Here is a 25,859-nt window from a genome sequence, read left to right as displayed (position 1 = left end):
TATTTTAAACGACAATGGTATTAATTTAATTAAACTTTGTCAAAACGAATTAAACGAACCCAGTTTTATTTTGCAATAATGTTATTAATTTTGAAAAACAAATAAATAAAACCAAAAATTTATGCAAACCAGTTTGTAAATTAATATATAGTTGAATTATTACTTTTACATAAAAACCCTTTCTTTTATTTTTATTGTATATTAAGCGTCGATAACTTAACAATTTGCAAATAAAAACTTTTAAAATATCAAAATATTGAGTAATTTTAAAAATATTGATGCAAATAACAATATATGTTGTATAATAAGGGTACTTATTTGTGATCTATGATTTGTGCTTTTGATTTTAAGATTTAGTAATTACAATTTAGCAATTTTAGCGTAAATGAGTTTTGACAAATTATAACACAAAAAAAGAAAAGTAATTTTATGAAATTTTTAAAAAAAGAAACAAAAGACCAAAAAGAAAGCAAACAAAAACAAAAAAAGCATAAATGGCAATTGATTAACATATTGTGCCTTATTTTAATAGTTATTACAATATTTTTAAGTGGTTTTATTTTATATAATAAAAAACAAAAAGATAAAATATTTACTAACAAAAAAGAATTATTTAAAATGCCAAATCCCATTATCCAAAAAAATAAAGCAAATAATAATGAAATAGTTAATCAAAATAAATTAACTCCAAATGAAAATAAAAATAATTTAATTGATATAAACTCAAATGAAAATACCCAAATAATAAATATATACGGTTCAATAACAAACAATTTAATCAAAAAAACTACTTTTTACCCCGATCAAAAAACTATTAATTTAATTGAAAAATACAACCCCCAAACTAAAAAATGCCTACAAATAAAACACTTTACACAACAAGGAACTTTATTTTGTGTCATATATCTTGATCATAATACTCAAAAAATAACAAAAATAATTTATTACCAAGATAATAACAAAATAGACAACGAATCCAAATATAGCCTTCAAACTGGAAAAAAGATTTCTCACACTTATTATCTCAAAAACGGCGTTGACATTGATTACATAGATAAATACAATGAAAAAGAAGAAATTTCAGAAACAATCCATTATATTGTTACAAAATACTAAACTAGTTTTGGCCCTTGAGAAGAAAGTTTAAGAAAAGAATTAAAGCTGGTCGAAAATCGTCGTGAAATTCAAACTAAACCTTCCAATCTACTAATTTACATCAAAAAAAACCTCCAACCCTTTTGGCCGTTGGAATGAAGATGGTAAAACTTATGACCGCACCACTTTAGACGGATTTGATAATGCTATTTTCAATCAACAAAACAACAGCCAATTATTTCTTTGCATCTACTTCAAAAAACAAAAACACAAAGGTCCAGGCGGAAATAACTTAATCGTTAAATACAAAGGTCCTAAACACTTCTTACAAGAAGACAAAGACTATTACCTTCAAGAAAAAATCACCCAAAAAGATAAATAAATCATCCAACTAAACCAAATCATTAACCAACAAGCTGAAGAAATTAATCGTTTAAGTGATGAATTAGAACAACAAATTGATAAATGGGTCCAACAAAACCTACATATTCAAGCTCTCGAAGGAACCATTAAGGCTTTAAGAAAACGCCTCTGGCAAATATCTCGAAGAAAACGCCGAACTCCGTTATGAAATCAACAAATTCAAAGAACAAATAAAAGACGAACAAAAAGCCCATGAAGTAACTAAAAAAACGAGTTGAAAAAACAAGAAATTTTATTAACAACCCAAAAAAACAGAATATTAACAAATCAAAAAACCATAAAAAAACCAAAAAACCTAGAAAGGCTCTTTCCAACCTATAAACCAAAAAATAGGGGATAAAATAAATGATAAAGTTAAATCTGTAAGAACTTGGTTCCGTAAATGGTTTTAAGGTTAATTAAAAAATTAAATATTTTAAAATACCTGTATATTAAAAATTCTTCGAAAAAATTAATAACTTATGATTAAAATTAAAAAAATAATCAAATGGTTTTTCTTAATAATTATTTTTCTTGTGGTAGCTATTATTGGTTTTATTATCTTAACCGAAACGAAAATAATTAAATTACTGAAAGGAGATTTAATTAATGTTTAAAGCAAAAAACAATTTAAAATATTTTATTTTTGTTTATTAATTTTCGTAGGATTATTTTTAATTACTAGTAATAATTATATTATGGCGATGAGAAATAAAAATAGTAATAATAACGAAATTGTCAATGATGAAGAGTATGCTTTATATGTACAAGCAGAATTTGCAATACTAAACGAACTAACAAACTTCAAATTCAATAATGAAAAAAACCGAAATTTTGCATAAACAAAATTGTATCACAGCAGCAATCAAAAAATATAATAAAAGAAAAAATAATCATCAAGTATCAACAAACCATGATAACCAAACATCAAGTTCTCGACAAAATATCAATTCAATAATAGAGGTTAAAAAATAATCCATCAGATGATGATCTTCAATATATTGATTTAACAAAAAAACAATTCTAATATATATTCGGTTGATAAAACAGAAAGTTCTAAAAAGAACAATTCTAAAAATAAAGGACATGATAATAATCATGTTAATTTTCAAAATCAAGCTCGTATTTTACAAAACTTAAATTTTCAACAAACTAGAATAGTTCAACAAATTTTTAATGCTAGAAATAATAACTCTTCTGAAGAAGTTATTAACAATTTTGTGAGACAAAATATTGAATTAAGTAGTCGTATCGCTTTCTCAGCAAATCATTGTCCATAACGCCATGGCGCAACAAAACGATCAAAATCAACAAAACAATCCTAGAAGACGTTAAATAATTTAAAATATATTTTATTTGTTATTATTAATATCAAAGGAAATTTCATATAATGTTTAAATTAAAAACAAATTTATTATTTTTTAAAATCGTTTTATTTATTAGTTTAGAATTATTTTTAATTATTAATAATAATTCCGTTATGGCGATTAATTATGAAAATGAATCAATTTCATACAAGATGAATACAATTAATGTTATAGAAAAACAAATAATAGATTTTGTTGAAAATTCAAAACAAAAATATTCAAATTTAATTAATAACGATATTAAAAATTTAACCAAATGGATTGTGTTGAATGGCGATAAAGAAGATAAAAATCAAATTCTTTTAATATTAGAACAAATATTACAAAACAATCTAAATAAATAAAAATAATTTAATATAAATTTTACTATTTTAATTAAGACCTTCCTCATGGTCTTTTTTTATTGACAAAATATCTAAAACGAAAGCAAAACTAAATTATGTTCATCAAAGAAATCTTACCACCTTTACAAAGTAACATAATCTTTTTTTATGAACATAGTTTTAGGTTTCTTTTTTTGAAGTTGTTTGGAGATAATAAAAAAAGACCCCAAAGAGGGCCTTGTTAAATAATTAATGTTTTAATTTTTTTATTAATTCTTTTTGTTTATTTTGTAATTTAATAACTTTAATTGTTATTTGTTTACAATTTTCTATATCAAAATGTTCTTTATCGGGTGAATTTATTTTTATAATTAATTGTTGTCTTTTATATGAAAAATCCCAAATTTGTTGATTTATTTCAATTAATGTATTACATAATCCAATTTGTATATAAAACTTTTTGATTTTTATATCTAGATATTTTAATTTCTTTTTTAAATTCATTGTATTTAGATTAAGTCGATCATATTGTAAAATTTCATCAGATAATTTTTTAATTTGAGATAAAATTTCATCAATTTTATTTTTTATATTATTCTTTATTTCTTCAATCGATAAATCATTAATATTTCTAACTTCATTATTATTCATTGCCATAACTCTATTATTACTAAAAATAAATGATATTCCTAAGAAAATTATTAAAAAAAAATAAATTATTTTACATTGTTTTTTAAATTCAAACATTATTTATTAAAACTCCTTTAATTTTTTTATTCCCAATCAGGGATTGTTCTTTTCATTTCTACTTCTTTGGTTTTATTATTGTTATGTTTGTCTTTGAAGATGGATAAAGTTTTAAGGACAGGGTGGAAGTGGAGGCGAAAATCTTCGTTTTTAAATGCTGAATTTTCCACCCATGCACGACAACAAAGTAATAATCTTTATCTTTTTTCTTTCAAGGGGTTTTTTGTAAGCGATTGCTGATTTTTTTCAAAATATTGCTTCTTTTAAAAAAAATCTTTTTCTTATTACTTATATTATAGCATTAATAATTTCAATAATTTAAAGTTTTTTAAGTTTTTGTAATTTATAAATAATTTTATTTATTTTTTCCAAAAACAAATCATTAATTATTTGTTTAATATTCCATTAAAATATATTAGAAAAATTAAAATTAACCATCGGAAATGAACTTAATTCTATTTCTTATTTCTTTACAAATGACGACTATAAAAATCAATTCCTTTATTAGAATTTGATTCAATTTGTTTATCATTTTTAGAAAAATATTTACTAACATATGAAACAACTTTATTAACATAATCTTTTTTATCAAAAGTGCCTTTATAAAAAACTTTACATTTACTAATTTCAATTTTTTCAAATAAATGTTTTATATTATTTTTATTCATAACAGATGAATAAGCATTAGCCCAAAGCAAAGTAATTTTTGACACTTTAAAATTCTTTTTCTCATAATAATTTTGAGGTATTTTAATATTACCTTTTTCATCTATTTTATGCATTAAATAATCATCATAAAAAATACTCTTATTTCCTTTAATAGGTTGGTTTTTCAAACCCAAAGCATAATCTTTATCAGTACACAAATAACGAGAATATACACCAAAAGAATTTAAAACATCAATATTAAAAATAATATGATAATGAATAACTCCTAATTTAGTAGTTTCCAAAGACCAAAAATAACGAAAATCTTGCATTTTGGAATAAACCAAATATTTTTAAGAGAATTGTTGAAATAAATTTGATAAATAATTTTTTATCACTAAACGGAATAAAACGTTTCCTTACCTGCCCCATAATATCAGGTTCATGAGTATATTTTATAGTTTTACCTTTTAAATCATCATAAGTAGCTGTCAAAGTAATAAAAGATATTTTTTTAGAATCTTTAAAATTATATAAAAGTTTATCCTTAGCATTTTGTGAAGAATCTCGATAATTCCTTAAAATTTTTGATTTTGGTTTAATTTCTTTTAATTATTTTTTAAAAGAATAATCCAATTTCAAATCATCATCACTTAATGACAAATACCTTTCTTCTTTTTTTTCTTTTAAATGTTTTTTATAACATTTAATTCGTTCCAAAAGTTCAAACATAGAATAATTAAACCTTTTTAAACGAGTCTAATAGCCATTATCTTTTTTTTGTACTTTATAAATATTTTTATAAATTTTCTTAAATAAAACACATAATTTTAAATAACATTTCTTATAATAAGATTCAGTAATTTGATTAAATTTTATGTTTTTTTCTAATTGGTTAACTTTTTCATTATAAATTTTAATAGTAGTAGATAATTCATCATAAATTTCTATATCTTTTGAATTAGGTAAACAAATTTTTAAATAATCTAAATCAAAAATTTTATCATTTAATCCTTTTGTAAAATTATCAGAAATTAATTCTTTTTTTATTAAAGAATAAAAATAATCTATAAAAATAGAAGAATCATTTAAAGTTAAAATTTCAATATCATGTTTAGCGCGAGTTATTGCAGTATAAATTAATTTTTTTTCTAAAACTTTATCTTGTGATTCATTTCGATTTTGCCAACCAATTAAATAAACACATTCATTTTCATATCCTTTATATCAATGTATCGTTGACAAAACAATTTCATTTTCTTTACTATTATTATCAGATATAGTAAAAGGAATTTGGTTTTTTCAAACTCATGTTTAAGTTTTTGTAATTTACCATTACTACCGCAAAGAACAGTTGTAGAATAAATTAAAGATTTTTTAATTTTTTCGCACAAATAATTAACTTGTTGATAAAAATTATCAAAAAAAGAAAAATTTATAAAATCTCTATATTTTTTTTCACTAAAAGATAATTGTAAATATTCCTTATTATCAATTAATTCATTAGCTGCTTTAACAATATTAATGCCTTTAGAACGATAATTAAAATTTAAAAAATGTTTTTGAGATATAAAATCTTTTACAAAAAGTTTCAAAATACGTTCACTATAACCAAAAGAACTATAAATATTTTGAGTATAATCACCAAAACAATATAAAAAATTTGGTTTATTAAATAAAAGTTCTTTTATTATAAAATAATAAAAATAATTTAAATCTTGAAATTCATCAATAAAAACAGGACGATTATAAATTAAACCATTATTTCTTTCAACAAATTCAATAAAATCACTAGTTTCAATTAATAAAACATCCAAAGTTATTAAATTATAATAATTTAATTTTTCATAATACAAATTTAATAACAATTCAAAAGATTTTTTTAAAACTTTATAATCAATTTTAATAGATGAATAACATTTTTCTTAAGGAATGCCAAAACTTAATCTAATGATATTAAATTTCTTTTTGCTTAATTTGGTTTTGAGTTTATTTAATAAAAATTCATGATGAACTTGTTTAATATATATTTGATGAGGATTAGGAATTTGATAATGCCGTGTGTGGTTTTCTTTTTGAAAAGAAGTGTTATTAGATTTATGATTCTTTTGGGTGATTGAAGGGGAATAGCTTTTTCTTATTAATTCGTTGATTGCTGATTTTATTGTTGGAGTTGCGCAAGCAATGAAATCATGCACTGTTACGTTTTTTTAGACAACTTTTGTCTCTAAAATTATTCTTTAAGACTTAAAAATAATTAGATAATTTCATATCTTTTCAAACTAAGGAAATATTGTTTTTATTTAAAAAAGTGTATAAACTTTTTTTGATAATTCTTTAGTTTCAAAAGATATTTTTTTTAAATATTTTACCTTACACTATATATTTAAGTAAAAAAAGTTAAAAAAGTGGTAAGAAAATGAAATTATAATTATTTTTTTACATAATTATGTTATTTTAATTAAAAAAATGTGCAAAAAGGTAACCTCTTTTTCAAGGCTAAACATTAAAATAAATTAAAAAATAATTTATATAAGATTTTGACAATATTGAGAAGGTGATGAATAATTTAATTTAGCTAAAATCCATTGATTGTTCCAAAATTTAGGGAAATAATTGATTATTTTTTTAACTTTTTCAGGTAATTTTTGAAATAAAAAAGGATGTTGATGTTGTAAGATAGTTTTCATTTGGCCGAAAAAGTTTTCAATTACAGCGTTATCACGTGGAGTAGCTTTTCTCGACATACTGATTAAAAAACCTTTTTTCGTTAAAGTTTGTTGGACTTTTTGTGATTGATAAACTGTTCCTTGGTCTGAGTGAATAATACAAGGTTCTTTTAATGGAGGTAATTTTTTGATTGTATTTAAAACTAATTCTTTATTTTGATATTTGGAAGTGTGGGAAGCGATGATTTGGTTGTTAAAAGAATCAATAATACAAGAAAAATATAAAAATCCTTGTGGATTTTTGAAATAAGTGATATCTGTAAAGAGTTTTTGTAAAGGGGCTATTGATATAAAATCTTGATTAATTAAATTATCTACTACTTTTAATTTAGCTTTTAAATTATTTTTATAATTATATTTATTTTTTTTAATTCTTAAACGACAAAAAATACCGTTTTCTTTCATAATAGTATAAACTTTTTTCTTGGTAATGAGTTCATTAAAAGTTTTTTGGTATAAATCAGTGATTTTACGATGACCGTAAAAATATTGTTCGTGTAAACATAAAGCTTTAATGCGATTTTGTTGTAATAAATATTTTTCTTTTTTGGCTTTGATTTGATTTTCGACTTTCAACCAATAATAATAAGTGCTTCTTTTTGTTCGGATAGTTTTTAAAATGGTTGTTAAATTTAGTTTTTGATTAAATTGTTTAACTAATTCAAAAACTGTTTTTTTATCAGTTTTTTGATTTTTTTTCATTAGAGCTTGTAATAATTTATTTTTGTGGATTTCTTTTTCTATTATTTTTTCTATTTTTTTCATGATTTAAATATCGTTTCCCTTTTTTATATCATTATTATTTATTGATATAATAGAAACCTCTTTTTAGGTAATTTTATTTTTTTAATTTATTTCAATCATCAAATCAACTTTAATTTTTTAAATTAATTGCCTTACCAAGTATTGATTATTATATATTAAACAAAAAGATTAGCGCGCTAAAGCGCTTATTTAATAACTATAAATAGATAAAATATAATCTATTTAATTAAATCTTTATTTTATTATTAATAGTTTGATTTTTTAAAAAAATTAAGGAGTTTTGTTAATTAAGTTTTTTTAATTAACCATTTTTGATTATAAAAACGTTTAAATTCTTGAAAATACTATTTTAAATTGCTAAATTAATATTAGTTCATCTAATTATAATTGAGACAACTAGTACGATAGATACTAATTAAAAACTTTTTTTGTAAATTTTGTTACCAAAGATAACCATTATAATCAGAAACCTTGTTCGGAATTATTAAAAAATTTTAAAACATTATATATTTTGTTTAAATTTTTCATGTATTTTATTAATTTTTTTTTCATACTCGCTGTGTAATTTAGGTATATAATAAATCAATTCTTTTATTTCTTGTGGTAAATATTGTTGATTAACATAATTATTTGGAAAATTATGAGGATATTTATAATCAAAACCAATACCTAATTTACTTGCTGAATTATAACTAGTATCTTGTAAATGTTTTGGTATATTAAAAACATTACCTTGCAGAACATCTTCATAAGCTTTATTAGATGCTAAATAAGCACTATTTGATTTTTCGCTTAAACACATTTCAATAATTGCCAATCCTAAAGGAATACGTCCTTCTGGTAATCCAATTTGACGAAAAGCATCAATCGCTGTTTTTACATGTATAATAATCATTGGATTAGCTAATCCAATATCTTCATAAGCGGTAATTAACATTCTTCTTATTAACGCTTCATGATCACCACTTGCTAATAATCTTGCAAAATAATGTAAAGCTGCATCAACATCACTACCTCTAATAGATTTTTGTAATGCTGACTTTAAATTGTGATGCTCATCGTTATCTTTAAAATTTATTAAATTAGCTGATGAAGAAATTTTTTTAATAATTTTTTTTGTAATTTCTTCTCCAGGATATAAATGTAAACACAATTCTAACATATTAATGGCAATACGTAAATCCCCACTAGACAATTGACAAATCAATAATAAAGCATCTTGTAGAATATTTAATGGTAGTTTTTTATTAACGATTAACTTATTTAATCCTGTTAACATTTCTTCGGTCGTAATTCTTTCTAATTTAATGATGTTAACTCTTGAACGAATACTCGGATTAATTACAAAATATGGGTTTTCAGTAGTGCAAGCAAACATAATTAAATGACCGTTTTCTAAGTATTGCAATAAAATATCTTGACGATCTTTATTCATTCTATGGATTTCTTCTATAATAAGAATAAATTTTTTAAAATTTAATGCTTGTTGAATAATTTTTTCTAACTTAGATTTTTTATCAATTGCAGCATTAAAAATATCATACTTAATTTGTAAATCATTAGCTAATACCTGGGCAAGGCTACTTTTTCCAATACCTGGAACACCATAAAAAATTAAAGAACTAGCGTAATTATTTTTTAACATTCTCGAAATAATACCATTTTGATCATTAATAAGATGACTTTGTCCAATGATATCAGTTATTGTTGACGGACGCAAAGCAAATGCTAATGGTTTTTTGAACATTTTTTCTTTCCTTTGTATATTTAGATTTTAATTAAATTTTTTTTATGAGTATATTTGCACTGTTACGTTTTTTTTAGACAACTTTTGTCTCTAAAATTATTCTTTAAGACTTAAAAATAATTAGATAATTTCATATCTTTTCAAACTAAGGAAATATTGTTTTTATTTAAAAAAGTGTATAAACTTTTTTTGATAATTCTTTAGTTTCAAAAAGATATTTTTTTTAAATATTTTACCTTACACTATATATTTAAGTAAAAAAAGTTAAAATTCCGTTAAGAAAATGAAATTATAATTATTTTTTTACGTAATTATGTTATTTTGGTCAAAAAATGTGCAAAAAGGTAACCTCTTTTTCAAGGCTAAACATTAAAATAAATTAAAAAATAATTTATATAAGATTTTGACAATATTGAGAAGGAGATAAATAATTTAATTTAGCTAAAATCCATTGATTATTCCAAAAATTAGGGAAATAATTGATTATTTTTTTTACTTTTTTGGTTGATTTTTGAAATAAAAAAGGATGTTGATGTTGTAAGATTGTTTTCATTTGGCCGAAAAAGTTTTCAATTACGGCGTTATCACGTGGAGTTGCTTTTCTTGACATACTGATTAAAAAACCTTTTTTCGTTAAAGTTTGTTGGACTTTTTGTGATTGATAAACTGTTCCTTGGTCTGAGTGAATAATACAAGGTTCTTTTAATGGAGGTAATTTTTTGATTGTATTTAAAACTAATTCTTTATTTTGATATTTTGAAGTGTGGGAAGCGATGATTTGGTTGTTAAAAGAATCAATAATACAAGAAAAATATAAAAATCCTTGTGGAGTTTTGAAATAAGTGATATCTGTAAAGAGTTTTTGTAAAGGGGCTATTGATATAAAATCTTGATTAATTAAATTATCTACTACTTTTAATTTAGCTTTTAAATTATTTTTATAATTATATTTATTTTTTTTAATTCTTAAACGACAAAAAATACCGTTTTCTTTCATAATAGTATAAACTTTTTTCTTGGTAATGAGTTCATTAAAAGTTTTTTGGTATAAATCAGTGATTTTACGATGACCGTAAAAATATTGTTCGTGTAAACATAAAGCTTTAATGCGATTTTGTTGTAATAAATATTTTTCTTTTTTGGCTTTGATTTGATTTTCGACTTTCAACCAATAATAATAAGTGCTTCTTTTTGTTCGGATAGTTTTTAAAATGGTTGTTAAATTTAGTTTTTGATTAAATTGTTTAACTAATTCAAAAACTGTTTTTTTATCAGTTTTTTGATTTTTTTTCATTAGAGTTTGTAATAATTTATTTTTGTGGATTTCTTTTTCTATTATTTTAGCTATTTTTTTCATGATTTAAATATTGTTTCCTTTTTTTATATCATATACATAACCATTATAACTCTGAATGATTATATTTATTTAAAAAAGGGGGTCGCGCGCAACTGGGGGATTTTTATTTATTCTTTATTGTGTTTGTGTGTACTTATGATTGTTATTAGCGCTTCAGCGCGTTAGGGTATTGTGTTTGGATAATTTTAAACAACTATATTTATAATGGAAAGGAAAAATAGGGAGTTATTTATATATCGAAAAATAATAATGATAGATAAAAGATACAACGATAATATCAAATATCGAGTATCATTATCATTATCGATATAATATATAAAATATCACTCCTTAAAAAGGTTGGTTTTTTAAAGTATTTTAGATATTGAAAGTGTTATAAAACTGTTAGTGAAGTGTTATAAAACTGTTAGTGAAGTGTTATAAAACTGTTAGTGAAGTGTTATAAAACTGTTAGTGAAGTGTTATAAAACTGTTAGTGAAGTGTTTATTTGATTTTGGATATATATTTATACATGGGATGTATTTTTTTAACCCGATAGCCTTGTTTATTTTTGGTTAAAAATAATTTGATGTGTTTTAAATCTTCCAATTGATAATAAATAACATTTAATCCTTTTTTATAATTTGTTTTTATAGGATTGTTATATTTATCTACTTTTTTGTCATCTAATTTATATAATTTCAAAGTGTCTAGTTTGTCTATGGGTATCTTACTTATTAATTCTTTAATATAGTCTTTTTGTTCGTTGAGATAATTAATTTGGAAGATAGGGAATTGTGTTTTAAGGGTATTATTTTGGTGTTTTGGGGGTGTTATGGGGTTGGTTAGGGTTTGATTATTATTATTATTTTCGGGAGAGTGAGTTTTGATTATTTCTATTCTATACTTTTTCATTTCATCTAAGATTTGAGGGTCTACAAATAGAGTTTGGTTTTTTGGGCGGTAGTTTGCTTGTTGATAGGAATTTTTCTTTTTAGAATGAGAAACAATTGTAATATTTAATAATTCTCCTTTTAATATTTGTAAAAAGTTTTTGATTTGAACTAAGTCGTTAGGTGTTGATTTTGTTTCCCAACCGCCCCTAATGATTCCTTGATTTGTTTCGTTTTTCATTTTTTTCTCCTTTTTATTTGGTTTTTTGTTATAAAAATAAAAATCCCCAAATTTGCGAAAAATAAAATCGCAAAATTTAGGGTATATGCGCGTGTTTGGGGGTATTTTAATGTTATTATACATGTAAGGTTTAATATATTAGTTAAAAAGCAATAATTTTAATCAATTATTTCTACTTTGTCTTTTCCAAAAAAATAAATAGCTAAATCGACTATGATTTTATTTTTAGCCTCTTCATAAGTAATGTATGGGTCTAAAAAACATTTTTGATATGCTTCTTTTCCGAATTGGCGTAATAAATCATCAACATCTTTACAAGTTTTATCATAAGGTGGTAAAATACGTCTAATTTCGTAAATAATATTTTCTTCTTTAAGTTGTTCTCCTAAGGCTTCACTTCGTTTTTGACCTGTTTCATCATTATCTAAGGCAATAATTACTTTGATATTTTCTTTTTTTAGAATTTCTATTTGTGATTTAGAAAGTAGTTGAGTGACACAAATGAGACCGACAACGTTTTTAATATTGTTTTGCCAACAACTAATGACATCGAAAAAACCTTCATGAATAATGATGGTTTTCGTTTGTTTAATAGAAGGTAACGCTTCAAAAAAACGATAACTGAAATGAAAAGTAGGTGTTTGACTAAAATTATTGAGTGATTTATATTTAGGTTGGAAATAAGAAACTTCGCGAAAGTTATTTTGATAAAAATGAAATGTTTTATTATATCCGTTTTCAATGGGGATAATGATGGAACCATGAAAAGTATCGTGATAATATGTTTTATTTTGTTGATTGGTTTTATCTTTGATAAAACCATATTCGATTAATTTTGTTGTATCGATATTTTGCTTTTTACAATAATTTACTAAACGAAAGGACAAAGGTTTATCAGATAATGGGGCATAACCTAGTTTAAATTCTTTAATAGTTTCTAGAGTTAATTTTCTTTTTTGGGTTAAATATTCTAATCCTAGGTGAGATTCATTATTTCGGTTAGTGGTTAATAAATAATGATAATAATCTCTAATTTGGTTAAATAAAGGTGATATTTCTTTAAATAATTGTGTTTTTGTAGCGTTAATTTCTTTTTCATCAATTGGGTTGTTGATTTTATTGTGGTGGAATTGATATTTAAAAGGTTCGCAAGAAATATTAGGGGTTGAAGTTTGTTGTTGGATTAAGTTTTTAAATTCTTGATTTTTCATAAAGTTATTGATTTTTTCAAGAGCGTTATTGAAGGTTTTAATTCCTCTTATTTCCATATAAACATCAATAATATCGTAATCTTTACAACATTTCCAACAATGAATTTTATTATCTGAAGTTAAATGGCAACAAGTTGGGTTTTGTCCCTGATGGATGGGACAAGGGAAACGATATTTGGTATTGAAGTTTGTGGGTATAATGTTTAGTTTTTTTAATAAAACAGTCATAGGGAAATTAGTTTGGATGTGTTTTATTTTTTCTTGATAATTCATTTATTTTAACTCCTAGTTTTTTTGATTAATAATAAGTTTCTATTTTATAAGGCAAAACATAACCGATTTCTTGGAAGGTTTGAGTGGTCATTTCAAAGTGATAAACTAAGGTTTTTTTGGTACCACTTCTATTTTTTTTGATACATACTTCGATTATTTTTTGATTTTCATTGTCATTATAGTCTGAATATATTTCTTCTAAGGTTGAATTATATATATTTATGGGTTTTTCTTTGTCTTTGAATAGTTTGGGTTGGAATTCAGACATCATTAAGACGATATCGGAGTTAGTTTCAATTCCCCCACTTCCTTTTAATGCTGTTATTTCTGGTGATTTACCTTGGTAATTGCTGTATGTATCTCTTGAAAATTGAGATAAAATGACAATAACAATGTTTAATTCAATGGCTAATTGTTTGAGTTTAGTCATAATTTCGTCAATGGCTAGACGGTCGTTTTCTAAGTGATTTGTAGTTTTGGTTATTTGAAGGTGGTCAATGACGATAATTTCTACTTGTTTTTCAAAATGAAGGCGATAAACTAAATCGATTACATAATCAATATTTTTGCTTTTATCATAACTAAATGATAAATTTATGTTGGCGAAAAATTGTTTTGCTATTTTCATCCTTTCCGTGTATTTGAGAGGTGTGATATTGGTATCTTCAAAATTTTTATCTAAAATAACATCTAGAGGAATTTGAGTTTGGTGGGCTAATAAACGATTTAAATTTTCTTCTAAGGTCATTTCATAAGAAAAAACCAACATATGAGGATAGCAAGAATTTTCTTGGTGTTTGGTTTTGGCGATATCTAAAAGAAGATTGTAAACAAAAGTTGTTTTTCCTAAACCAGTATAGCCTCCAATAGTTATTATTTGGCCTTTTTTAAATCCATTTGTAGATTGGTTAAGTCCTTTAAAAGTTTCCGATAAGCGGTAATATTCTTCTTGGATTTTTTGTTTTGCTTGGTTGTCGGTGTCAAAAAATTCAGGATGTAAAGAGACCATTTGGTTTAGATTAAATAGTGTTTTATCAGATTTGTGGGGGATTGAAGAGATAAAGTTTCTTAATTTATCAAATATTTCTTGGTAATATAAATTTTTGTGGTATGGGTCTTGGTTTTCGTATGTGGGGCTGATGATTTTTATTAATTTTTGAAATAGTTTTTCTTGGGTGTAAGTGTGTTTAAGGTTGTCTAACACATGAGTGTTGTTTTGGTTATTAAAATCATCATTCAAATAATTTAATGATTCCAAAGTGAATTTATCTTTTGGGAAATTAGCTTGTAGATATGTTAGTAATTCTTGGATAATAACGGATTTGGTAGTAATTTTGTCAAATGGATGAGTTGTTTGTTTTTCTAAAAACAAATATTTAAAAGCTGAAAATATTTTTGTATTTTGAGGGTTAAGCAGAGTTTTGGGGTTGATTATTTGACAGTAAAGGTTCAACTTTTCCCATTGGCCTTGTTCGATATAAGTTATTAATTGTTGTAAAGCGCGTTGTTCGTTAGTTAATTGATTCATTTTTTACTCCTTGGTTATTATTTTTTAATTATATTGATATTAGAAAAGGGGATGAATTCGTTGGTAAGTAAGTTTTGTAAGAATTTATCGGCTGAATTGGAAAATAGATTAATTACCTCGTTTATACCTTGGACTTTTCCTTGATTTATTTTGTTGTTGAGTCTTTGGGTTTCCGTTCCATTATTAGTTAATAGATAGAATTCAAAGCGTGTATCTAGTTTTTTTAATTGTTGACCTTCTACCATGGCTTGTTTATAACGGTCTCGGAGGCAGGTTTTGAAATTGAAGGCCATTATTCGTTTGGTTTTAGTGAATAAAACCAAATCGAATTTAATGTCAGGTATAAAAAATAAATGTGATTGGGGGTATAAATGGGTGATTCCTTTATTGTTTAGATATAACAAAATTAAATATTCATTGATTTTACCACGGATTGATTTTTGACTTTGTGAATTGTAGTGGTTGTTTTGGAGATATTCGTTTAGGAGATTGTGGGTTTGTGTCATATACTCATTAAATGGTTGGTTGAATAATGAGGGTTGGATTATAAGTTTGGTGATGTCAACACATAAAGATTGGTGGTTAAAAACATTGATATTGTTGAAATGTAAATTATTTAATTGATTCATTTGATTATTCCTTTCTAAATAAAAAAAAGACTCTTGGTTAGAGTCTTTTGGGGTTTTTGAAATTTATTTTTTTAGTACGCCATCGAATGGTGCCATCTTTTTTAATAGTTTTGATTTTACCGTTGCTATAATGGATATATAGATTACCGTTTTGGTATTTTTTCTTAATTATTATTTCCATTTGATATTTCTCCTATTTTTTTGATTATTTGTTTTGTGTTGGATTTCCAAGTTTTGGGTTCCATTGCATTTAAAATAATTTGGGGACCTAGTTTTTTGTTTAAAAACTCTTGAAAACCTTTTTCTACTTGATAAAAATATGATAATGGGCTTGTTTCAATAACATCGAGTGTGTGATTAGTTTGATTTGCTTTGCGGTTTAGCCCTGTTTGTGGGTCGATTTTTAAATAAACTGTTAAATTTGGTTTAATAAATAATTTAGTTAAATTGTTAAAAAAATAATATTTTTTATCAATTCGATTAGGATATACGCGATAGGCGAAATTAGAGCCTAACCAACGGTCAACTAAAATGATTTTGTTTGTTTCTAAGTGGGGTTTGATGAGTTCTTCTTGGGTTTGAATCATATTGGCGAAACTTAAAAAATATCTAGTTAAATTGTGTAATTTGTTATGCGTTAAAAATGTTTCGCGTATGGATTCCCCAATTGTAGAACTTCCTAATCCGCGAATAACGATTACTTCTTTTCCTTGTTTTTTTAATCCGTGCTTAACGCTTTTTATTAAACCTGTTTTTCCGCTACCGTCTAATCCTTCGAATATAATTAATTTCATTGTAATTCTCCTTTTAATCTAATTTTGGGTATAAAAAAAGACCTTCAATTTGAAGGTCTTATTTGTGATTTAGTTTGGTTAATTGTTTTAAATAAATTGTTTGTGATAATTCTTTTTTTGTGTTATGTAGTAATTCTAAATATTTTTTACTGTCTTTAATCATTTTATTAATGAAGTTATTATCTTGGTAAATGCGAACTACATGATAATTTGTGTCATTAAAATAAATTAAAAAATAAGCGAATTTAACTTGGCTACAGTAGAGTTGACATTGAACTTGAGCCCAGTAGTTTTTAGGGACTTCTTTGTTTGCAAAAAAGCCGTTCCAAGATGGGGGTGTGGTGTTGAATTCGTTAACATAAGGGAATTTGATTTCTAATAAAGTGTTGGTTTTTGAGTTGTATCCATCAAGTGAGGATGGAAACATTTGGACTTTATCGTCGGTAAAGATGGTATCGGGAAATTTTAGATTAGTGGTTTTTTCAAAGAAACTACACGCTAAGGGTTCGGTTTTGTTTCCATGTTAGGTGTATTTGTTGGTGGTAAAAGCAGTTCTAAATATTTTGTCACGGACTAATTGGGCGGCTAAGGTTATAAATTTATCATTGCCCGTGATGCTAACTATTTCGGAGGCGTTAATGTATTTTTGGCGATGTTGGTACCATTGTTGAGGTTCTTTGGTTGAGGTTGGGTATAAAAAAAGACTCTCGTGATGAGAGTCTTGGGTTGGATTTATTTGTTGGTTTTGGGGGTTGTTAATATTTGTATTAAATATATATTAAATTGTTTTTTAATTGGGATTATTTTAATTTATTTATTATATTTATGTTTTTCGCCATATCTTCTAATGATAAATTTTTATCTTTAACATAATAACTAATTTTTATGGGTTTATTTGGATTTATTCTAACATTTTTGGTTTCAATGTTATAAATCGTTTGAAGGGGTTTATTTTTTTCCATTGCCATTACTTGATGATTATTGGTGATAAAAAATAATCCTAAAAAAGTAAATAGAACTATTATTAATAAATATAATTGTTTTTTTAATCTAAAAATTAACATTTTTCTCTCTTTTCTGTTTTTTATTTATTTTCTTTTGTGTTGTGTTTTTGGGTATATAGGGTGATGTAGCCTTGTTTGGGGTTGAAGTGTAGGTAGTAGGTTTTGCTTTTCAAAACGCCTTCAGGACTTCTTTCGTTTGAGGTGCAGTTTACTTCATCCATGAAAAAGTCTTTATCTTCTTCGAGTAGGTGTTTGGGGCCTTCGTATTTGAGTTTTATGTAATGATTTGATGGATCTATACGAACACCATTGCCCCCACCAAATTGTGAATCATTTTGTTTTTCTTTTGTGTAGAAACCATCAAACTCATCTACTCGCATACCCTCATCGTACCATTTGTCAAATGGGTTTTTTACAAATAGGGCGAGGTCGGCGGGTTCGTGTTCGCGGTGGTGACCGCGTCCTAGGCCGTAGAGGCCGTAGAAGGTGTAAGTTCTTTTAATCATCGGAACACCTTCTTGCGCGATATCGGTTAATAGCCAACTTTTATTATTATTTTTTTGTAAATTATTTTCATTATATGTGTATTTTGCACCGCTTTTTGTTTGAAACCACTCCTCTTGGGTTTCTATTTTGGTTGAGGGAATTTCGTAGATTTTAGGTTTTGATTTGATTATATCATATTTATTATCTAAAAATAAAAATACTCCAAATCCAAAAACTGAAACAGACATCATGACATAATAAATAATCAAACCCGTCTTTATATTGACTTTTTTAATCCTATTTGTATTTTCTCGTTTTTGAATAAACCAAATCCATAAAGGGATTGACCCAAAAATGATACCCAAAAAAAATACAATAGTTAATATCTTAAATAATTCCATTCTATCTTAAATTTCCTTTTTTTAACTTACTTTTATTTTAACATAAATAGAACAATAATGCAAAAAAATATTCATTATTGTTACCATCCAAGCCATTGTTTGTATGTGTCCCATTTTGATGCAACAGATGCGGCACCACTAATTAAACCACCTATGCCTCCGCCAATAATCGTACCGACACCAGGTAAAATGGCAGAGCCCAATGAAGCTCCTATTATGGCTCCTGATTTCGTTGAAATAACTGTGTTTACTACTGCACCTGTTCTTTCTACGCTTTTGTCCCATTTGGAGGTTTTGATTTTTAGTTGGTCGGCTTTGGTGGTTAGGGTTGATTTGTCTTCTTCTAATCTAAGGATTTGGTCATCTAATTGCTTTTTCATTGCTTTGTGAGCAAGTTGTTCGGTTCTCAATTGCTCTTTTAGTTTTTCGATTTCGTGTTGTAGTTCTTTGTTTTCGAATCCTAATGAACCGCTTGCGCCTTCAAGTCCTGAGATTGCACCTTCTAGTTGTTGGATTTTGATTGCTTGTTGTTTAAAGGTTTTCATGTTGGTTTCAATTTCGGCGGTTAGTTTGATGATTTGTTCTGCTTGTTCTTGGATGGTTTGTTGTAGTTTTGCTATTTCTTCATCTTTTTGGTTGATTATTTCTTGTAGTTGAATTTCGTTAGCTTCTAAGATGTTGATTTTGCCTTTTAAGTCTTTAATTTGAGTTTGTTTATTATTTAATTGGTTAACTAATGCTTCGTTTGCATTGCCGTTTTTCACTAATTCATCTTGAATTTCTTTGATTTCTTTTTCTAGTTGTTCGTTTTCGGTTTTAGATGTGTTTAGTTGTTCTTGGATTTTATTTAAATCGTTAGTGTATTTTTCTTTTAGGTTTTTGTTTTCTAGTTTCAAAGTATCTATTTCACTTCTAAATCCTTGTTCTTTAATTTTTAGTTGTTGCATTTCGTTTTTTAAGGTTTTGATATGCGTTTCTTTGTTATTTAGTTCTTGTTGTAGAGTGTCATCAGGTTTTTGGTTGATAATTAAATCAGTGCATTCTTGTTGATATTTATTTAATTCTTGTTGTTTTTTGGTTAGTTGTTTTTTAATTTCAGATAAATCATTATTTTTTTGTTCTAATAGGGATTTATAATTATTGAGTTTAGTTGGTGGAAGAGTTTCGCTTACGTTATGACTAAATTGAAACATCCAATCTGTTGGACTTTTTGTGATATTGTATATTCAGTGTATTTCATTTAGGTCTTTGTCTTTTATGCAGAAAAAATTAGAGTAAAAAGAAAATTTAATATAGTAATACTTGACATTGTTAATTTTTATTTCTAGGCTATTTATTGTTTGTTTATTTTCGTTTTTTTGGGGTTGGTAAGGGTTGAATGGTTTTAATTCAACTGTAAAAGGCTCGGTAGAATAATATATTTTTTGGTCAATAACTCTTTTGACATTTTTTAAATCTAGGTTTGATGCTATTTCATTAGCTTTAATTTCACAGTTCTTTTCCCATTCATCAAAAAGTTGTGTTAAATTATTTAATTCTTGTTGTAAAGAAATTTGTTGATTTGAAAGACTAACTAATTCTTGGTTAATTTTATTGATTTGTGTTTGTTTAGTTAATAATTTTTCTTGTAATTGTTTAGTATTTTCATTGTTTTTTGCAATTTGTTCTTTTAGTTTTTTGGTTTCTTGTTCAAGTTCAGAAACCATGTTTTTGTAATTTGCAATTTGTTTTTGGATTTCTTCCAAAGTTTTTAAATGTTGTTCTCTTAAGTTTGTGGTTTCTTCTTGTTTTTGGGTTAATTGTTGTTTTAGTTTATCTTCATTTTGTTTTAATTGTTTGATTTCTTCTTCTTTGAGTGCTAGTTGAGCTTCGAAATTAACCTTTTCTTGGTTAATATCAGTTTTTAAGGTGTTAATTTCTGAATTTAGTTGTTGTTTTTCTTCATTAGATAAGTTAATTTGACTGATTAATTGTTGTTCTTTGATGTGTAGTTGTTCTTCTTTTTGGTTAATTTCTTGCTGTAGTTTTTCTAAATCTTGTTTGTTTGAAAACAATTGATTTTCTAATTGAGTTTTTTGGGTTTGTAAATTTTGGATTTCGTTATTTTTGTTTTGGGTATTTTCAATTTGATGGTTTAAATTAGTTTGGATATCGTTAATTTCTTGTTGTAATTTGTTTTTGGTTTCTTCTGTTAATTCTTGATTGTTTGCTAATTCTTTTTCTTTTGATGTGAGTTGATTTTCTAAGTTATCTTTTTGATTTTTGATGTTTAACATTTCTAATTGTTGAGCTTGTAAATTAGCTTCTAGATAGTTTTTTTCTTGTTCTAATTGTTGAGTTTTTGCTTTTTCTTGTTGGATTAACTCCTCAACTTGTTTTTGCATTTCAGGATTTAATTCATTTCTCTTGTTTTCTATTTTTTGTTTATGAATTGGTTGTTGTGTAGTTAGTTGAGGAGTTTGTTCGTTATTGTTTAGTTCAGGAGGTTTGGCTGTTTTTTTTTTTTTTGAGTTTCTCTTTCTTGAGGTTCATCTTTTGTGGTTTGGTTTGCCTCTTCGTGACGGTGTGTGTGAGTGTTTGGGTTTTTATTTTTATTTTCTAGTTGTTGAGGTGGATTTGGATTTCGGGTTCCTTCTTGATAAAATTGGTAAAGTTCATAAGCGGTTGATGCTATAGAAACCCAAAATAAAATTTTACCACCAATTTTACATATTTTACTACCGACATTCGCTATTTTGGAAGTAGCTTTTTTTTGAATTATTTTTTTAGTTCCTTTTCGGATAGCTTTTTTCGTGCCACCTTTTAACCAATTACCGATTTTACCAATTCCCAAACAAATACCGATTATACTCAGGGTAGTTGCGAGATAATAACCTAATTTATTTTGGCGTGAAGGTGTTTGATTAGGATTTTGATTATTGCCTGTTGCTTTATTATGGATATACTCGATAAAATCGCGAATTGGTTGAGTAATTTTATCGTATAACGATTTGGTTTTGGTAGCGGCATTGATTGTAAAATCGTTTATTTGGGAGAATATTTCAGGAAAGAATTTAAAAAGAACCCAATAAATACCACCTACAATTAGTGTGAGTGGTAATAAAATGAGGATTGTAGTTTTTAGTGGTTTGATTATTTTTACAAACCAATTATCTTGCTTTTGTTGGGTTGAAACGATTATTTTAGTAGGTTGTGCGGTTCTTTGTTGTTTAATTGGTTTTGTAGTTTTTGGGGTTGATTTAGTAATTCTTGTTGAAGTTTTTTTCATTATGGTTGCTTTGGTGGTTTTTGGGGTTAATTTTCTTTGATTTTTTGTGGTTTTTTTGGTTGTTTGTTGTTTTTTAGTTTTTTTGATTATGATTATTTTTTTTGCCATATTATTTTCTCTCTTTCTAATTATTTATTTTCTTTTGTGTTGTGTTTTTGGGTATATAGGGTGATGTAGCCTTGTTTGGGGTTGAAGTGTAGGTAGTAGGTTTTGCTTTTCAAAACGCCTTCAGGACTTCTTTCGTTTGAGGTGCAGTTTACTTCATCCATGAAAAAGTCTTTATCTTCTTCGATTAGGTGTTTGGGGCCTTCGTATTTGAGTTTTATGTAATGATTTGATGGATCTATACGAACACCATTGCCCCCACCAAATTGTGAATCATTTTGTTTTTCTTTTGTGTAGAAACCATCAAACTCATCTACTCGCATACCCTCATCGTACCATTTGTCAAATGGGTTTTTTACAAATAGGGCGAGGTCGGCGGGTTCGTGTTCGCGGTGGTGACCGCGTCCTAGGCCGTAGAGGCCGTAGAAGGTGTAAGTTCTTTTAATCATTGTTTGGTCTTTTGGGGGTTTTAGGTATTTGATTATTCCTTGTTTCCATGCTGTATATTGTTCTTCGCATTCTTTTCTGCGTTTTTTGATATCGTTCATGTTTTTGTTTTTATTTTGTTTGACGTCTATTGCCTCATCTAGGTCGGAAGGCAACATTACTTCATGAATTTTATTTTGTGATTTATATTTATTAGTTTTGTTGTATGCTTCGTTGATGATAGTTGTTAAATCACGATTTGAATAGTTTTTACCCTTACATTTGTTGGCGATATCATTTAAATGTATATATGTGTGATAACTAATTTGATAAGGTGTGATTAGGAATTTTAAGAAGTCTTCAATTTCGTGGTCTTTGATTAAGTCGATTTTGATTTCTTTGCTAAATCTACTTCTTAGGGCTTTGTCGATTTGATTAAGGTAGTTAGTTGCCCCCATTAAGACAATTTTTTTGTTATTACTGTTAAATCCATCTAGTTTAGTTAATATATTATTAATTATATTTTGACTTGTTTTGTTAGTGTTTTTGTCTTCTCTATTAGCAAGTCCACTGATTTCATCGATAAAGATAATTGCTTTACCATGTGATTCTGCTTCTTTCCAAATTTTTTCCCATTCTTCATTGCCTTCACCAACGTAAGTCTTATCTAGTTTAGAAGGTTCAAATTCAATAAAATGTGCTTCGGTTTCATTACATAAAGCTTTCATTAAAAAACTTTTACCTGTTCCAGGAGGGCCGTATAGTAGGTACCCTTTGGGTTTGATTTTGTCATAGTTAACTAAATCGTTGTTATCATCTTTTAAATAATAAATTAAATCTTCTAATTCTTCTTTTTCCCTTTCCATTCCGTATACATCTTTGAATGTGACTTTCTTTTTTTCAAGTTTTGGGGTGTTTGGGTTTTGGATGATTTCAATTTCGTTTTTTAGTTGTTTAATTTGTTTTTCGAATTGGATTAATTGTCCGTCTAAGAATAAATCATAACTTTTTAGGTTTTGGATTTCTTGGGGGTCATCTTGGTGTTGGGTGATTAGTTCTTTTATTTGTTCTTTGTTTGCGTTATTGTAATTAATTGATTGTTGCAAGGTGTTTATTTTTTGATAAATATCTTTGAAGTTGGTGGTTTTATCTATTTCTAATTTAGTTGTTTGGATTTTGTTTTGATTAGTTAATTGTGATTGTGTGTTTTCTACTCGTTTTTTAGTTTGGGATTTGGTTTCGTCATTGATTTTATCTCGTTTTTGGGTTGTTTTGGTTATTTCTTGATTTATTGCGTTTATATCATTTTCTAATTTTGTTTTTTCATCATTAGTTAAGTTTGTTTGTTTGTTATTTAATTGGTTGGTTTTTTCTTCTAATTGGTTTTTCAGGGTATTTATTTCTTGATTTAAAGTGTTGATTTTTGCTAAATTAGAATTAATTTGTTGAGATAAAATGTTGTCTTCTTCTTTTATTTTTTTTGATTTTTCTATATTTTTTTGGTTGAATAATTCTAATTCTTGTAAACGAGTTTGGATTTCACTAAGTGCTTCTTTTTCTTTGGGGTTTAGTTCTTTGTTATTTTGTTTTGCCTCTTCGTGGTGGTGTGTGTGAGTGTTTGGTGGTGTATTTTGGTTATTGTTGGTTGTGAATGGTGATTTGGTTAATCCGATAATAAATAAAACAATAAGGATTAAAACAAATATTGATAAAAAACTAAGATATATTTTTGTTAATGTTTTCATGTTTTCTCCTTTCGTGTGAATTGGTACAAAAAAAAGACTCTCGTGGTGAGAGTCTTGGTTGTTATTTATTTTCCAGGGGTTGGATGGTTGGTTTTTGGATGATTTGGGTTGTTTGTTTGTGAGTGGGGTTTTTGTTGGTTTTGAGTTGATTGTGGGGTTTGGGGTTTGGGTTGGCTATTGTTTGTATTGTTTGGTTTTGGGGTTGGTAATTCTTGTATTCTTCTTTTGAACGGATGAGTGTCGTTAGGGTTGAATAGTTGAAGAAAACTAAAAAATAGATGTTTAAATATAAAACATAAAACGGTAACAAAAACTGCGCCCGTCATGAAGCCAATAGTAAAATTTGAATCAGTCATTTTCATTGTCCTTTCCGATTGAGGTGTTGTTGTGTTTTTGTGATTTTAACAATCTTTTTCTTTCTTTTTTAGATTGCCAAATGGCTACTTTATGTTTTTGTTGTTCTATTTGAGATAATGTTTTTTCTTGTGCAGTTTTTATTTGTTCTAGTTTTTGAAGTAATAATTGTTCTTGATGTTCTTGTTTGGTGTTTTTGATTTCTAAAGTTTGAAGTTTTTTATTAGGAAAAAATATGTTTATAATAGTTTGTTTAATAAAAACAATTGTATTTTTAATTAATTTAAAAATAGGTTTAAAACCAGTAATGATTAATATTGTAAATAGAGTTGTTTGTATTCCATCCAATCTTCTTTCCATGATTTCAGCAGCGGTAAATCCTTTAGTGTAATTTAATATAAAATTACTAATTATTGTAAATATTGAAAAAATCCACATTATTTCCTACTTTCTTAATAATTTTTATAAAATTTATTCATTTATTTTTAGATAATTTCTTTTTATTTTTAAAGGTTTTATTGGAATGATGTAAATTTATCCATTTACCTTTGTGGGTTTTGGTGGTTGAACGGTCTTTAAAGTGAGTTCCTTGGTATGTTTCGGTCATTGCGTCGCTCATGTTATTTCTCCTTTTATTTTAATTGAAGTTTTTTGACTTCGTCTTTGATTGGTTTTGACATTTTAAAACTAACAACCGTTTTTGCAGGTATTTTTAAATTTTTACCAGTTCTTTTGACTGTTTTTTTTCCTGTTTGTTTATTGATGATGAATTTAGTTTCGGGTGTTATGTGGGCTTTTCTAGTTTTTAAGATGAATTTGCCAATTTTAGAGGATAAAACTACTTCTTCATTTGATGTAATTGCTTTAATTAGAGCATTCTCAAATGAATTGTAAAACTCTTCGGTTTGGGTTATTGAGGTTTTATTTACCTCAGCTATTGATTTAATTAATTCTTTTTTATTCATATTTTTTTCTCCTTTTGGTTTATAAAAAAAGTCCATTTTGGGGACTTAATTTTTTAAATATTATTTAGTTTTGTTGTCTAAAAAGATGACGTTTTGGATAATTACTTTGGTGGTGGTTCGCGTTTTACCTTCGTTTGTGGTATATTTTTGGATGGATAATGCGCCTTCTGCATATATTTTTGAACCTTTATTTAAATATGTACTCATGTTTTCAGCTTGATTTCTAAAAACGACACAAGGGATGTATTGCACTTTATCTTTATTGTTAATTGCTAAATTGAAATCTATTTTAGGGATTTGTTCGTTGTTGCTATTGATATATTGTTTTTCTAGGTTATGAGCGATATTACCGATTAATTGGACTTTATTTAACATT

The 25,859-nt window shown here is 26.0% G+C and carries 26 protein-coding genes and 3 pseudogenes; 4 read left to right on the top strand and 25 right to left on the bottom strand.

Features of this window, described 5'->3' with window-relative positions; translation table 11 throughout:
• Positions 1–429: 429 nt before the first annotated feature.
• The 4 genes from AYWB_RS01450 (at position 430) to AYWB_RS01440 (ending at position 3,208) form a co-directional block, all read left to right on the top strand.
• Positions 430–1,116, top strand: a complete 687-nt coding sequence (locus AYWB_RS01450; RefSeq protein WP_011412578.1) for a DUF2963 domain-containing protein — start codon at positions 430–432, stop codon at positions 1,114–1,116.
• 863 nt (positions 1,117–1,979) lie between these two features.
• Positions 1,980–2,114, top strand: a complete 135-nt coding sequence (locus AYWB_RS04400; RefSeq protein WP_274376787.1) for a hypothetical protein — start codon at positions 1,980–1,982, stop codon at positions 2,112–2,114.
• Between the two features lie 81 nt (positions 2,115–2,195).
• Complete coding sequence (locus AYWB_RS04265) at positions 2,196–2,339, top strand: hypothetical protein (RefSeq protein ID WP_238374424.1); 144 nt, start codon at positions 2,196–2,198, stop codon at positions 2,337–2,339.
• Between the two features lie 548 nt (positions 2,340–2,887).
• A complete protein-coding gene (locus AYWB_RS01440; protein WP_011412576.1) occupies positions 2,888–3,208 on the top strand; it encodes an SVM family protein in 321 nt (106 codons plus the stop codon).
• Positions 3,209–3,436: 228 nt separating this feature from the next.
• Here the strand turns inward: AYWB_RS01440 and AYWB_RS03665 are convergent, their stop codons facing one another.
• The 25 genes and pseudogenes from AYWB_RS03665 to AYWB_RS01330 form a co-directional block, all read right to left on the bottom strand.
• Positions 3,437–3,934 (bottom strand): SVM family protein, encoded by a 498-nt coding sequence (locus AYWB_RS03665; protein WP_011412575.1) that lies wholly within the window; start codon positions 3,932–3,934, stop codon positions 3,437–3,439.
• A gap of 26 nt (positions 3,935–3,960) precedes the next feature.
• Positions 3,961–4,104, bottom strand: coding sequence for a hypothetical protein (locus tag AYWB_RS03915; RefSeq protein WP_160122694.1), 144 nt, complete (start codon positions 4,102–4,104; stop codon positions 3,961–3,963).
• Between the two features lie 300 nt (positions 4,105–4,404).
• Entirely contained in the window at positions 4,405–4,914 is a 510-nt protein-coding gene (locus tag AYWB_RS04260; RefSeq protein ID WP_011412574.1) for a hypothetical protein, read from the bottom strand.
• 861 nt (positions 4,915–5,775) lie between these two features.
• Positions 5,776–6,450, bottom strand: coding sequence for a UvrD-helicase domain-containing protein (locus AYWB_RS04255; protein WP_011412572.1), 675 nt, complete (start codon positions 6,448–6,450; stop codon positions 5,776–5,778).
• 60 nt (positions 6,451–6,510) lie between these two features.
• A pseudogene (locus tag AYWB_RS04250) lies at positions 6,511–6,777 on the bottom strand (sigma-70 family RNA polymerase sigma factor); the annotation flags it as partial.
• Positions 6,778–7,110: 333 nt separating this feature from the next.
• Positions 7,111–8,076: an IS3 family transposase gene (locus AYWB_RS01420; protein WP_011412570.1), complete on the bottom strand. Its 966-nt coding sequence runs from the start codon at positions 8,074–8,076 to the stop codon at positions 7,111–7,113.
• 502 nt (positions 8,077–8,578) lie between these two features.
• Positions 8,579–9,823 (bottom strand): replication-associated recombination protein A, encoded by a 1,245-nt coding sequence (locus AYWB_RS01415; RefSeq protein WP_011412569.1) that lies wholly within the window; start codon positions 9,821–9,823, stop codon positions 8,579–8,581.
• Positions 9,824–10,214: 391 nt separating this feature from the next.
• The gene (locus AYWB_RS01410; protein ID WP_011412568.1) at positions 10,215–11,180 is read right to left on the bottom strand and encodes an IS3 family transposase; all 966 of its coding nucleotides are present in this window, start codon (positions 11,178–11,180) and stop codon (positions 10,215–10,217) included.
• 484 nt (positions 11,181–11,664) lie between these two features.
• Positions 11,665–12,294, bottom strand: a complete 630-nt coding sequence (locus tag AYWB_RS01405) for a hypothetical protein (protein WP_041639824.1) — start codon at positions 12,292–12,294, stop codon at positions 11,665–11,667.
• 158 nt (positions 12,295–12,452) lie between these two features.
• Entirely contained in the window at positions 12,453–13,778 is a 1,326-nt protein-coding gene (locus AYWB_RS01400; protein WP_011412566.1) for a toprim domain-containing protein, read from the bottom strand.
• 25 nt (positions 13,779–13,803) lie between these two features.
• Complete coding sequence (locus AYWB_RS01395) at positions 13,804–15,306, bottom strand: replicative DNA helicase (protein WP_011412565.1); 1,503 nt, start codon at positions 15,304–15,306, stop codon at positions 13,804–13,806.
• 17 nt (positions 15,307–15,323) lie between these two features.
• A complete protein-coding gene (locus AYWB_RS01390; RefSeq protein WP_011412564.1) occupies positions 15,324–15,935 on the bottom strand; it encodes a hypothetical protein in 612 nt (203 codons plus the stop codon).
• A 37-nt stretch (positions 15,936–15,972) separates the two neighbouring features.
• Positions 15,973–16,116, bottom strand: a complete 144-nt coding sequence (locus tag AYWB_RS04050) for a hypothetical protein (RefSeq protein ID WP_187321651.1) — start codon at positions 16,114–16,116, stop codon at positions 15,973–15,975.
• Positions 16,100–16,729: a dTMP kinase gene (gene tmk, locus AYWB_RS01385; RefSeq protein WP_011412563.1), complete on the bottom strand. Its 630-nt coding sequence runs from the start codon at positions 16,727–16,729 to the stop codon at positions 16,100–16,102. Before tmk ends, AYWB_RS04050 begins: the two co-directional genes overlap by 17 nt.
• A 58-nt stretch (positions 16,730–16,787) precedes the next feature.
• A pseudogene (locus AYWB_RS04520) lies at positions 16,788–17,424 on the bottom strand (lambda-exonuclease family protein).
• Between the two features lie 105 nt (positions 17,425–17,529).
• Entirely contained in the window at positions 17,530–17,793 is a 264-nt protein-coding gene (locus AYWB_RS01375) for an SVM family protein (RefSeq protein ID WP_011412561.1), read from the bottom strand.
• A gap of 20 nt (positions 17,794–17,813) precedes the next feature.
• On the bottom strand, positions 17,814–18,620 hold the full coding sequence (locus AYWB_RS01370) for a hypothetical protein (RefSeq protein ID WP_011412560.1): 807 nt from the start codon (positions 18,618–18,620) through the stop codon (positions 17,814–17,816).
• Between the two features lie 80 nt (positions 18,621–18,700).
• A pseudogene (locus AYWB_RS04515) lies at positions 18,701–21,004 on the bottom strand (hypothetical protein).
• An 89-nt stretch (positions 21,005–21,093) separates the two neighbouring features.
• Entirely contained in the window at positions 21,094–21,996 is a 903-nt protein-coding gene (locus tag AYWB_RS01355; protein WP_011412557.1) for a hypothetical protein, read from the bottom strand.
• A 20-nt stretch (positions 21,997–22,016) separates the two neighbouring features.
• On the bottom strand, positions 22,017–24,164 hold the full coding sequence (locus AYWB_RS01350) for an ATP-binding protein (protein WP_011412556.1): 2,148 nt from the start codon (positions 24,162–24,164) through the stop codon (positions 22,017–22,019).
• 65 nt (positions 24,165–24,229) lie between these two features.
• Positions 24,230–24,520, bottom strand: a complete 291-nt coding sequence (locus AYWB_RS03910) for a hypothetical protein (RefSeq protein WP_156956356.1) — start codon at positions 24,518–24,520, stop codon at positions 24,230–24,232.
• Complete coding sequence (locus AYWB_RS01340; RefSeq protein ID WP_011412554.1) at positions 24,513–24,956, bottom strand: hypothetical protein; 444 nt, start codon at positions 24,954–24,956, stop codon at positions 24,513–24,515. Before AYWB_RS01340 ends, AYWB_RS03910 begins: the two co-directional genes overlap by 8 nt.
• 37 nt (positions 24,957–24,993) lie before the next feature.
• Entirely contained in the window at positions 24,994–25,137 is a 144-nt protein-coding gene (locus AYWB_RS04045) for a hypothetical protein (RefSeq protein ID WP_187321650.1), read from the bottom strand.
• Between the two features lie 13 nt (positions 25,138–25,150).
• On the bottom strand, positions 25,151–25,483 hold the full coding sequence (locus tag AYWB_RS01335) for an HU family DNA-binding protein (protein ID WP_011412474.1): 333 nt from the start codon (positions 25,481–25,483) through the stop codon (positions 25,151–25,153).
• Between the two features lie 60 nt (positions 25,484–25,543).
• Entirely contained in the window at positions 25,544–25,858 is a 315-nt protein-coding gene (locus AYWB_RS01330) for a single-stranded DNA-binding protein (protein ID WP_011160778.1), read from the bottom strand.
• Between the last annotated feature and the right edge of the window lies 1 nt (position 25,859).

The organism is Aster yellows witches'-broom phytoplasma AYWB (genome assembly GCF_000012225.1).
Classification (GTDB): domain Bacteria; phylum Bacillota_I; class Bacilli_A; order Acholeplasmatales; family Acholeplasmataceae; genus Phytoplasma.
Note: the sequence above shows the minus strand (reverse complement) of the source record. Positions and strands in the feature narration are given on the sequence as shown.

Coding starts and splice junctions, on each gene's coding strand:
- AYWB_RS01450 (WP_011412578.1), top strand. CDS start 430: ATGAAATTTTTAAAAAAAGAAACAAAAGACCAAAAAGAAAGCAAACAA.
- AYWB_RS03910 (WP_156956356.1), bottom strand. CDS start 24,520: ATGACTGATTCAAATTTTACTATTGGCTTCATGACGGGCGCAGTTTTT.
- AYWB_RS01410 (WP_011412568.1), bottom strand. CDS start 11,180: ATGAAAAAAATAGCTAAAATAATAGAAAAAGAAATCCACAAAAATAAA.
- AYWB_RS01440 (WP_011412576.1), top strand. CDS start 2,888: ATGTTTAAATTAAAAACAAATTTATTATTTTTTAAAATCGTTTTATTT.
- AYWB_RS04260 (WP_011412574.1), bottom strand. CDS start 4,914: ATGCAAGATTTTCGTTATTTTTGGTCTTTGGAAACTACTAAATTAGGA.
- AYWB_RS01330 (WP_011160778.1), bottom strand. CDS start 25,858: ATGTTAAATAAAGTCCAATTAATCGGTAATATCGCTCATAACCTAGAA.
- AYWB_RS01395 (WP_011412565.1), bottom strand. CDS start 15,306: ATGAATCAATTAACTAACGAACAACGCGCTTTACAACAATTAATAACT.
- AYWB_RS01355 (WP_011412557.1), bottom strand. CDS start 21,996: ATGGCAAAAAAAATAATCATAATCAAAAAAACTAAAAAACAACAAACA.
- AYWB_RS01415 (WP_011412569.1), bottom strand. CDS start 9,823: ATGTTCAAAAAACCATTAGCATTTGCTTTGCGTCCGTCAACAATAACT.
- AYWB_RS01400 (WP_011412566.1), bottom strand. CDS start 13,778: ATGAATTATCAAGAAAAAATAAAACACATCCAAACTAATTTCCCTATG.
- AYWB_RS04265 (WP_238374424.1), top strand. CDS start 2,196: ATGGCGATGAGAAATAAAAATAGTAATAATAACGAAATTGTCAATGAT.
- tmk (WP_011412563.1), bottom strand. CDS start 16,729: ATGAAATTAATTATATTCGAAGGATTAGACGGTAGCGGAAAAACAGGT.
- AYWB_RS01350 (WP_011412556.1), bottom strand. CDS start 24,164: ATGAAAACATTAACAAAAATATATCTTAGTTTTTTATCAATATTTGTT.
- AYWB_RS01375 (WP_011412561.1), bottom strand. CDS start 17,793: ATGTTAATTTTTAGATTAAAAAAACAATTATATTTATTAATAATAGTT.
- AYWB_RS03665 (WP_011412575.1), bottom strand. CDS start 3,934: ATGTTTGAATTTAAAAAACAATGTAAAATAATTTATTTTTTTTTAATA.
- AYWB_RS04400 (WP_274376787.1), top strand. CDS start 1,980: ATGATTAAAATTAAAAAAATAATCAAATGGTTTTTCTTAATAATTATT.
- AYWB_RS01340 (WP_011412554.1), bottom strand. CDS start 24,956: ATGTGGATTTTTTCAATATTTACAATAATTAGTAATTTTATATTAAAT.
- AYWB_RS01405 (WP_041639824.1), bottom strand. CDS start 12,294: ATGAAAAACGAAACAAATCAAGGAATCATTAGGGGCGGTTGGGAAACA.
- AYWB_RS04050 (WP_187321651.1), bottom strand. CDS start 16,116: ATGGAAATAATAATTAAGAAAAAATACCAAAACGGTAATCTATATATC.
- AYWB_RS01420 (WP_011412570.1), bottom strand. CDS start 8,076: ATGAAAAAAATAGAAAAAATAATAGAAAAAGAAATCCACAAAAATAAA.
- AYWB_RS01390 (WP_011412564.1), bottom strand. CDS start 15,935: ATGAATCAATTAAATAATTTACATTTCAACAATATCAATGTTTTTAAC.
- AYWB_RS01370 (WP_011412560.1), bottom strand. CDS start 18,620: ATGGAATTATTTAAGATATTAACTATTGTATTTTTTTTGGGTATCATT.
- AYWB_RS04045 (WP_187321650.1), bottom strand. CDS start 25,137: ATGAGCGACGCAATGACCGAAACATACCAAGGAACTCACTTTAAAGAC.
- AYWB_RS01335 (WP_011412474.1), bottom strand. CDS start 25,483: ATGAATAAAAAAGAATTAATTAAATCAATAGCTGAGGTAAATAAAACC.